This window comes from Pseudochrobactrum sp. sp1633, from assembly GCF_030376605.1.
Taxonomy (GTDB): Bacteria; Pseudomonadota; Alphaproteobacteria; order Rhizobiales; family Rhizobiaceae; genus Pseudochrobactrum.
The window spans coordinates 1-9,884 of sequence record NZ_JARRAE010000033.1; the positions used below are offsets into that span (position 1 = coordinate 1).

At 44.9% G+C, this 9,884-nt stretch carries 11 protein-coding genes and 1 other annotated feature; of the genes, 10 read left to right on the forward strand and 1 reads right to left on the reverse strand.

All coding sequences use genetic code 11. The features are described 5' to 3' along the window. From P8H26_RS17690 to arsK, 8 genes are all read left to right on the forward strand, one after another. A partial coding sequence (locus tag P8H26_RS17690; RefSeq protein WP_289634418.1) for a tyrosine-type recombinase/integrase occupies positions 1-1,187 on the forward strand: 1,187 nt, incomplete at its 5' end. A 769-nt stretch (positions 1,188-1,956) separates the two neighbouring features. Beyond that, the gene (locus P8H26_RS17695) at positions 1,957-2,628 is read left to right on the forward strand and encodes a hypothetical protein (protein ID WP_289634419.1); all 672 of its coding nucleotides are present in this window, start codon (positions 1,957-1,959) and stop codon (positions 2,626-2,628) included. Between the two features lie 43 nt (positions 2,629-2,671). Then, positions 2,672-2,727 (forward strand) — a sequence feature (sul1 is cis-regulatory element that is thought to sense ions involved in sulfur or methionine metabolism; They are found in Alphaproteobacteria). A gap of 60 nt (positions 2,728-2,787) precedes the next feature. Beyond that, positions 2,788-4,275 (forward strand): SulP family inorganic anion transporter, encoded by a 1,488-nt coding sequence (locus P8H26_RS17700; protein ID WP_289634420.1) that lies wholly within the window; start codon positions 2,788-2,790, stop codon positions 4,273-4,275. Positions 4,276-4,385: 110 nt separating this feature from the next. Further along, positions 4,386-4,748: a helix-turn-helix transcriptional regulator gene (locus tag P8H26_RS17705; RefSeq protein ID WP_289634421.1), complete on the forward strand. Its 363-nt coding sequence runs from the start codon at positions 4,386-4,388 to the stop codon at positions 4,746-4,748. Positions 4,749-4,840: 92 nt separating this feature from the next. Then, on the forward strand, positions 4,841-5,890 hold the full coding sequence (gene arsB, locus P8H26_RS17710) for an ACR3 family arsenite efflux transporter (protein ID WP_289634422.1): 1,050 nt from the start codon (positions 4,841-4,843) through the stop codon (positions 5,888-5,890). Next, positions 5,890-6,303, forward strand: coding sequence for an arsenate reductase (glutaredoxin) (gene arsC / locus P8H26_RS17715; protein ID WP_289634423.1), 414 nt, complete (start codon positions 5,890-5,892; stop codon positions 6,301-6,303). Before arsB ends, arsC begins: the two co-directional genes overlap by 1 nt. After that, positions 6,300-7,010 carry an arsenical resistance protein ArsH gene (arsH, locus tag P8H26_RS17720; RefSeq protein ID WP_289634427.1) on the forward strand — a complete coding sequence of 237 codons (711 nt, stop codon included), beginning with the start codon at positions 6,300-6,302 and terminating at the stop codon, positions 7,008-7,010. The genes arsC and arsH overlap by 4 nt, the downstream gene beginning before the upstream one ends. After that, positions 7,007-8,212 (forward strand): arsenite efflux MFS transporter ArsK, encoded by a 1,206-nt coding sequence (arsK, locus tag P8H26_RS17725; protein ID WP_289634424.1) that lies wholly within the window; start codon positions 7,007-7,009, stop codon positions 8,210-8,212. The genes arsH and arsK overlap by 4 nt, the downstream gene beginning before the upstream one ends. 54 nt (positions 8,213-8,266) lie before the next feature. Here the strand turns inward: arsK and P8H26_RS17730 are convergent, their stop codons facing one another. Continuing rightward, positions 8,267-8,527 carry a helix-turn-helix domain-containing protein gene (locus tag P8H26_RS17730; RefSeq protein ID WP_022709229.1) on the reverse strand — a complete coding sequence of 87 codons (261 nt, stop codon included), beginning with the start codon at positions 8,525-8,527 and terminating at the stop codon, positions 8,267-8,269. A 213-nt stretch (positions 8,528-8,740) separates the two neighbouring features. On the opposite strand from P8H26_RS17730, the gene P8H26_RS17735 reads away from it, so the two are divergent. Then, the gene (locus tag P8H26_RS17735; protein ID WP_289634425.1) at positions 8,741-9,055 is read left to right on the forward strand and encodes a hypothetical protein; all 315 of its coding nucleotides are present in this window, start codon (positions 8,741-8,743) and stop codon (positions 9,053-9,055) included. A gap of 164 nt (positions 9,056-9,219) precedes the next feature. Then, positions 9,220-9,884, forward strand: a 665-nt coding sequence (locus P8H26_RS17740) for an outer membrane protein (RefSeq protein WP_289634426.1), incomplete at its 3' end; no start/stop codon positions are given.

Below are 9,884 nucleotides of genomic sequence, written 5' to 3' on the forward strand. Positions count from 1 at the left end.
ATAAAACTGCGCATTTAATTAATCTTAAAACTGGCGACATCCAAATCGCCCGTAAGAGACGTGATCAAACTCTCAATTATATAGTTTCTCTTTATGACACGCTGGAAGCCTCTGAAGGTTTATTAGCTGCAACCCCAAACTTCGCCCCTTTAATGAACGAATGGTATTCGCCACTAACAAAATCAATAACTGTCTCGTCATGCCCACCACGACTACGCATATCTGATCTCAAGCCAAACAATCTCATTAAAATCGATCAGCACCTTGAAGCATATTTATGTGAAGCAAAATTAGCCCCCAAAACAGCGATGGAAAGAAGTCACCTTATCCGAAAGTTTGGTGAATGGGCAGGATTGAAGCATCTATCCTTGAGCCAAGTGGATAGGTTGACCGCTGGTCAATACTACACGCAACATATTAGCTCCCTGCATAAATCGACTGCGAAAAAGCATCTTGGTAGTGTCAAATTGTATTGGGATTATTTAATCAAACGCGGGCATGTTTCCGGACAAAACCCTTGGCAAGGACAAGCCATGCCCGACAGAGGTCGCAGAATAGAACGAAGCTCTCATCATAAAGAACGGCCTTTCACCGATGAAGAAATCCACATTCTGCTATACTCACCATATCCGGCACGTATGAATGACATATATAAAACGCAGCTGTATGATGCCATGAGGATGTCCGCGCTTTCAGGGATGCGACTTGCAGAGGTCATAACCCTATGGGTGGAGGAATGCGTCCTTAACGATAACGGTCACAACTACTTCAATATTCAACAAGGTAAAACCAGCGCCGCAAAACGCACAGTACCAATACACCCTCAGTTACTAGAAATAATACATAGACGGCAGCGCGGAAAAAAATCAAATGATTGGCTATTTCACGAATTGTCGAAAGAACGCGATCCTAGTGATATTTTCAGTAAGCGCTTCGCAGCATACCGCAACAAATTAAACATACGAGATAACGTGCAAAAACAACGTAGAAGTCTTGTAAATTTTCATTCATTCCGTCGCTGGTTCATTACTAAGGCAGAGCAAGCAGGCATACAAGAAAACATCATTTCAGAGGTGGTTGGTCATACGGAGGGGCGAAAATCTATAGCTTTAAAAATATATTCTGCGGGACCATCTGAATGCCAAAAAACTAATTGTGTGAATGTGATTAAGCTACCTTCAGAGTGAAGGTATGATGATATGATGATATGATGATATGATGATATGATGAGACTAAGCACAGTTCCCCAGCATCAATCAACGCACCATAAATATCTGGTACATTTGACAAAATTCATCTATTAGGCTATAAATGATTCATCGTAGCTGAAACCTTTTCAGCAACTGTTGCCTGTATATTAATTCAAAAGGCAACATACAGCAAAGCGAACAATTTATTCCATGAACAACAGAGATTATAATCTCTGGTATTTTGCATGCAGATACCTTAAAAAGTACTGATATGTGATAAATACATAGGAATGAATGAACAACGCATATTCTCTGGATTGTTGATAGAATATCTTATGTGCATTCAATGCATGCTATGATTACGCCCGTCTCCAATAATCATTGCTGCTCGTTGTTCATCTTAGCGTTAGTTCATACTAACCTTATTATTGCATCATAAACTTAATACGTCTTCATTAATTGAAGCGTTCCGTTGCCTGATCACAACTTCCAAAGGCAACCAACAGCAAATCACACAAATCGATAAATAAAGATACAGAGGCACAACTTGTCACTGCGATCTATATCCGCATTCAAGAACACTGAAACAAAGATTGTGAAGCGTTCTATTGGCAACAAGCCTAATCTCACATTTTTGTATCGATCTTTTAGCAGACCATGGTCACTAGAAGCTCTTGATACAATCCATATCTGAACACCGTTTTGATCTCAGTTGAGAGCAACGCGTATTAAAAGACATGGGAAAACAACAAATAAAATGAAAAACATGACTAAAGAACTTAGACAAGCCTATGATAAATTAACAATAGATACACTAGAAAATTACAAACTATACCAGTTAGAGAATGATAGAAATATTAAAAATGGCGACCATACACTTTACTGGTTCACAATTAAACCTATTTCACCCAGAGGACGTTGGGACCGGTTTCAGTTGGATTTAAAGAAATATGTATGTCCATTTTATTACGATTTATGTAAAAATTTAAATGGTAAACACTGGAATAAGACAAATAGAAAGCATCTAAAGCCGTTTCTTTTTGCAGCTCCTGACTATGAAAATTCAAACAACCAAGGCCCATTAATAGTTAATGATTTCAACCATGTTCAAGGTCTCATTTGTATACGAAATGACCAGAAGCATATTTTAAACAATCTTCTACGTGAGAAGAATAACAACTATACCTATGTAAATAAGCTTGATAAAGTCAGAGAAATTACGATTGCTGAATCTAATCATACAACAATGGATAACATTGGTTATAAAATCTATTTAAACAAAAACTCAAATCGAAAGTATGACAACATTAACAATTGTATGTATCTACCTTTCGATCAAAAATTTATTAAATCTATTAAAACTAGAAAACAATCCGTCGCAGCCATTTCAAAACAGGGTAATAAATTATCATCAAATCACCTTGGTATTGATTGGTAAGCGATTGCAAATTACGTATAATTGGATATTTATGGTTCATTAACAAGGACTCGGTGCAATTCCGAGTGGCTCTTCTGGCCGCCTATCCGCCAGACAACACTGCAACGCACATTATAAAACCTATTTTTCGGTTCGTTGCATCAGTGTGTAAAATTCCCAATGCTAAGATTAAAAGAATACCGCAATCAGTGGTTTTCAAACATTCGTGGCGATATACTATCTGGTATCGTTGTTGCTCTTGCTCTTATTCCTGAAGCAATAGGGTTCTCCGTTATTGCAGGAGTAGACCCCAAAGTGGGTTTGTATGCCTCATTTGCCATTGCATGTGTGGCAGCTTTTACCGGTGGTCGCCCTGCAATGATTTCAGCAGCTACAGCGGCCACAGCTGTCGTCATGGTATCGCTCGTTAAAGAACATGGACTGCAATATCTTTTCGCAGCCACAATCTTAATGGGCATTCTTCAGATACTTTCCGGAGCATTAAAGTTGGCGCGGGTAATGCGTTTTGTCTCCCGTTCCGTCATTACCGGCTTTGTAAATGCACTGGCCATTTTGATCTTTATTGCGCAGCTACCGGAACTGATCGATGTTCCGACACAAACCTACTGGATGATTGCAGCCGGACTAGGGATAATCTACCTTTTCCCTTATCTGACCAAAGCAATCCCCTCCCCTTTAATCGCAATTGTCGTACTGACGCTCATTGCATGGTCAACTGGTATGGAGTTACGCACAGTCGGTGATTTAGGGGAACTCCCTTCAGCATTTCCGATTTTCGCGTTGCCTCAAGTACCCCTCACCTTCGAAACTCTGCAGATCATATTCCCTTATTCCGTAACACTGGCAGCTGTTGGCTTGCTTGAGTCTTTGCTGACAGCTCAAATTGTTGATGACATGACTGATACGCCCAGCAATAAAAATCAAGAATGCTACGGGCAAGGAACGAGCAATATAGCTTCTGCACTTATCGGCGGAATGGGTGGTTGTGCTATGATTGGCCAGTCCGTGATCAATGTGTCATCCGGCGGACGCGGCAGACTCTCAACATTTGTAGCAGGCGCGTTTCTTCTTTTCCTGATTGTTGTGCTTAACGATCTTGTGAAAATCATTCCAATGGCAGCACTTGTTGCAGTCATGATTATGGTTTCAATCGGAACATTTTCTTGGCGCTCTGTGCTTGATCTGAGACGCAATCCGCTGCCTTCTTCAGTCGTCATGTTGGCAACAGTTGTAACAGTCGTAACAACGCATGATTTGGCAAAAGGCGTCATTGTTGGAGTACTTTTATCAGGTATATTCTTCGCCGGAAAAGTGGCTAAACTTTTTACTGTTTCCAAACAAAGCGACGAGAGCACAAACACACTCACCTATAGGGTTGAAGGGCAGATTTTCTTCGCTTCAGCCGAGAGTTTTATCCATTCTTTCGATTTCAGCAGCGCACACGCTCATATCATGATTGATGTCAGTCGAGCGCATTTGTGGGACATTACCGCGGTTGGTGCTCTTGATAAAATCGTCTTAAAGCTCCGATCTTCCGGCGCACAGGTTGAAGTACGCGGTTTTAACCGTGCAAGCGCAGATATGATCGACAAGTTTGCGCTGCACGACAAAGCAGAACGACAAGCCGCCAGTAATTCACTTCATTAAAAACAATGCTGGCATGGCCTTCGACTATGCCAGCATTTCCCTCCGGTACCCTTCCTAAAAGCATTTATCATTTGTATTGACATCGCAGTGATATCCATTATTCTGGATATATGGAAAATGAAGCAGCAATCACGGCACTCGCAGCCTTAGCACAGACCACACGACTGGAAACTTTCCGGTTACTGGTCAGACACGAACCGAACGGTCTACCGGCAGGTGAACTGGCACGTGTACTGGATGTGCCTCAAAATACCATGTCAGCTCATCTGTCCACGCTGTCCCGCGCAGGATTGATCAAAGGGGAACGTCAGAGCCGGTCAATCATTTACCGCGCTGATCTTGATGCATTTCGGGAACTGACGCTTTTCATGATCAAGGATTGTTGTGGCGGTAGTGAAGAACTCTGCACTCCCCTTATCCAGAGTCTTACCCCCTGCTGCACACCAAAGGAGCAGCCAGATCATCCAATCTGAATACCCCTGCATAACAATCTGAAATTCTCTGATTATCACATCTGAATAAGGCTGGTTGCGCTCCATGGCATAAAACCAGCCAAGGAAAAGCCATGTCTGTATTTGAACGATATCTGACACTCTGGGTTGCCCTATGTATTATTATAGGGATTGCCTTGGGGCATCTGTTTCCCGCGGCCTTCCATATGGTCGGTGCAGCAGAGGTTGCTAAGGTCAATATACCTGTTGCAGTCCTGATCTGGTTGATGATCATTCCTATGCTGCTTAAAATCGACTTCTCAGCGATGCGTCAGGTCGGGCAGCATTGGCGTGGCATCAGTGTGACGCTATTTGTCAACTGGGCAGTCAAACCCTTTTCTATGGCCTTGCTAGGCTGGCTGTTCATCGGTTGGCTGTTCCGGCCATACCTCCCGCAAGACCAAATCGACTCTTACATAGCAGGCCTGATTATTCTTGCTGCAGCACCATGCACAGCAATGGTCTTTGTCTGGTCAAACCTGATTAAGGGCGAACCCCATTTCACGCTGTCTCAGGTGGCACTGAATGACGCGATAATGGTCATTGCCTTTGCCCCGATTGTCGGCCTGCTTTTAGGATTATCTGCGATCACCGTGCCGTGGAATACACTGATTTTCTCAGTGGTTTTGTACATCATCTTTCCCGTCATCATCGCACAACTGATACGGCGCAGTCTGCTCACCAAGAATGGTGGCCAGTCCTTAAACAAGCTGCTGAAGGCATTACAGCCATTATCGCTAGTCGCTCTTCTTGCCACACTTGTTTTGCTCTTTGGATTTCAGGGGGAACAGATCATCGCCCAGCCACTGATCATCGCCATGCTTGCTGTACCGATCCTGATCCAAGTCTATTTCAACTCCGGTCTGGCCTATATCCTGAACCGGATGTCCGGCGAAGAACATTGTATTGCAGGCCCGTCTGCAATGATCGGCGCATCAAACTTCTTCGAATTAGCCGTAGCCGCAGCAATCAGTCTTTTCGGCTTCAGTTCCGGTGCCGCCCTTGCAACAGTTGTCGGCGTATTGGTCGAAGTCCCCGTTATGCTCTCAGTTGTCTGGATCGTGAACCGGTCAAAAGGCTGGTACGAACAAAGCAATAATCAAACCAAAACAGGTGATATCTGATGTCCGTTACAATCTATCACAACCCTAAATGCGGAACTTCACGCAACACACTCGCCATGATCCGCGCCAGCAGTGAAGAGCCTGTTATCATTGAGTATCTGCAAACACCGCCATCCAAAGAACAGTTGTCAGAACTTGTTGCTGCCATGAAAACTTCCGTGCGGGATTTGCTGCGGGAAAAAGGCACGCCTTTTGCTGAACTCGATTTATCCAATACGAAATGGTCAGTCGATCAGTTACTGGATTTCATCGTACAGCATCCGATCCTTATGAACAGACCGGTTGTGGCCACACCTCATGGCACAGCCCTTTGTCGCCCGTCAGAACGTGTTCTTGATCTTCTGGAAAATCCGGTCGCCAGCTTCATCAAAGAAGACGGTGAAAAGATAAAGTATGAGCGGAAGGACAGATAATCGTGACACTGCCCAATCTTGACCTTCAGGCGTTTCGCATACCCGATTACGATAAGCTCCAAGCACCTTTACTGACACATAAGCCTCGTATCCTGCTTCTATACGGGTCGCTGAGAGAACGTTCTTACAGCCGCTTCTTAACGCTTGAAGCACAGCGCCTGCTGGAATTTATGGGTGCAGAAACACGAATATATCATGCTGATGGCCTGCCATTGCCAGATGACAGCACTGCTGATCACAGTAAGGTTCAGGAGTTGCGGGAAGTAATGGTGTGGTCAGAAGGGCAAGTCTGGACCAGCCCTGAACGCCACGGCGCAATGAGTGCGGTCATGAAATCACAAATTGACTGGATACCTTTAGCGGGCGGCTCCGTACGCCCGACGCAAGGTCGCACACTGGCGCTGATGCAGGTTTCCGGCGGCTCCCAGTCTTTCAACGCTTTGAACCAAATGCGCGTGCTAGGTCGATGGATGCGCATGATTACCATACCCAACCAATCATCAGTCGCCAAAGCGTGGCAGGAGTTTGATGAAGCCGGACGTATGAAGTCCTCTTCATTTTATGAAAGGGTTGTTGATGTCATGGAAGAACTTATCAAGTTCACCATCCTGACACGGGGCATTTCTGACCACCTGACCGACCGTTACAGTGAACGGAAAGAAGCCGCAGAGAAACTAGAAACCCGTGTTTCGTTGAAATCCATATGACCAACCAGCGCCTTCCTGTTTATGCAATCCTGAGCCTTGGCCTCACACAAATCATTAGCTACGGCACACTCTACTATTCATTCAGTGTGCTGGCTCCGTCCATTGCGCATGGCTTTCAGGCAACAACGGAATGGGTTTATGGGATATTGTCTATAGCCCTGCTAGCAGGTGGTGTGCTGGCACCTTGGCTGGGCAAACTCATTGATCGCGTAGGTGCCGCGCAAATTATGACAGTCGGCTCTGCGTTTGCAGCCCTTGCTCTCATCCTTTGCGCAGTATCCCCCAATTCGCTGGCGTTCATTGTAACGCTTACAATCGTGGAGATTGCAGCCAATCTTGTACAATACGGCGCAGCCTTTGCACTGCTTGTGCAGATCAAACCAGTGGTTGCACAGCGCAGCATTGTCTATCTGACATTGATAGCCGGTTTTGCATCCACCATCTTCTGGCCCCTCACTTCACTGCTTCTGCAATGGCTGACATGGCAGCAAATCTATCTGGTCTTTGCCGGTCTCCATCTGGTGATATGCCTGCCGCTGCATTATTCCCTGACACGCACCAGTAAAACAACTCATGATCAACGTAAGAATGACGGCAAAGCAATACCTTCTATAGCTGGCACACTGCCTTTGGCATCAAGACGTAAAGGCTTCTTGGTACTGCTAACAGCATTTTCCCTGCAGGCACTGATATCCTCTGCAATCCTTGTCCATATGATCCCGCTACTGGCCGTAATGGGACTGGCAAAGTCAGCAGCCTTCATCGGTGCGGTGTTCGGGCCATCGCAAGTCGCCAGCCGCCTGATCAATATGGTAGCAGGGAAAACTCTATCCCCTGTGAAGCTAGCCATCATCGCAGCCTCGTTCATTGCCTTATCCATTATGATATTGATGATCGGCGCACCTTATATCCCTGCGGCGATATTATTCGCCTGCCTGTTTGGTTTCGGGAAGGGTCTGTTCAGCATTATAAGCGGCTCCCTCCCGTTATATTTATTTGGAAGCGCCGGATATGGTGCGATGCAGGGAAAACTAATGTCTGCGAGATTAGTTCTATCTGCCATAGCGCCATTTGCCATGGCCTTCGCATTAAAGAATACGAGTGTTTACATCACTCTGGCGATAATCATCGTCGTATCGATTGTGGGAGGCGGTCTGTACTTCATAATAAAGCAAGACTTACAGACCAGAGCTTTGAATTGAGTCTATTGCGCGCTTAGTCTGCAAGCTAGGCCACATAGCATAGCACATTTCCAATTATTTATATTTTCGCCCCGCCTTCATTGGCTGTGGTGGCAAAGCATCCTTGTCGGGAACTTCAAAAAGCTCACTGACTGTCACTTGCAGCGCATCAGCTAATGCTTCCAGCGTCGAAATCGTGACATTCTCCGTGCCCCGCTCAACTCTTCCAACATATGACCTGTCAACATTTGACTCCAAGGCTAGCCGCTCCTGAGAGAAGCCCTTAGCCACACGAAGTTTCCGTAAATTCCAACCAATAATCTGTCTTGCGTTCATAGAACGATAAACAGTATAGACGGCTTGACAATCGACGGACTGCTGGGCACATATTAAACTTGAACACACGTTAATGAATTCACTAGGTTCAAATAACGATGTCGGGGGCAAATGAAGTGCGGAACGAAGCGATCAAACGTATCGGGTCAATCAGCTGCAACCCGTCAGAAACATACACAATACGGCTAAGGTCGAAAAACAGAGGTCGCTTCGATGGCATACCCAATTCAAATGATAGAACCAGTTACCCATAGGACAGCAGTCGGCTTTAAAGGAGTATCTTGGACCTGCCTATTCTTTGGCCCATTACCCGCATTGTTTCGCGGTCACTTCATTGGCTTCTTAGTCGTCCTACTTGCTGTTCTATGCACTTTCGGCTTAGCCAGCATTGTGTTCATGTTTGTGTACAACAACTGGCATTACAATTGGCTTGTATCAAAAGGCTTTAAACCAGCAGGCGCCGCAATGGGCATGGGAATGATGGCCAATCAGAACATGATCAATGTTCATGTCGCCGAAAAACAATAATTTCACAATAATTAAATTAGATAAATTTAATTTATTCAAAATTACATGCGCCATTTAAACAACACAACTAAAATTATAAATACAAATGCAAAAATTAACTATTAATTAACCACAAAATAACTAAATCACATAAACTACGAACAATATGACTTACAGGGATAAACATGAAAATCTTAGTCATCGCGGCAACCACACTTTCAATTTCCACCACTTTGGCTGTAGCTGCTGATGCTATCGTAGCGCCAGTTATTGAACCAGCGGCTATTACCACAGATTCACCTCGTTGGTTTATTGATGCAGGCGTTGGTGGTGCATGGTCCAATGCAAATGCGCTCCACTTCATCAACCCAATTGGCACAGCTTTTACTGAAAATGCAGTATCCGGCGACCGCATCCACCTCAACGATACCGATAAAAAAGATAGCTCCGTCGCAGCAGTATTTAGCGTAGGCTATATGCTTGCCCCTAACTACTACGTTAAAGGTTCGTATCGTTATTTCGGTCAACACGACTATAGCGGAAATGCGACCTTCAGTAGCGATGACTACGATCAAGACCTTCGCGTTCGCGCACATGGCGTATTCGTAGGCGCAGGTTATATCCATGACCTCACAGACCGTTTTTACGTAGATGCATTCGGTGAAATCGGCGCGTCTTTCTTGAAAGCCTCTGCCAAACAGGGCGAAAACCTTTATCCAGACGATTTCGCTTCATTCCCATCTAAAAGCCAGACAAACTTTGCTGGCGGCCTCGGTCTTGGCGTTGGTTATAAAGTTACAGAAAACGTAGACTTCACCGTTACAGGTACTTACCACTGGCTCGGCAAAGC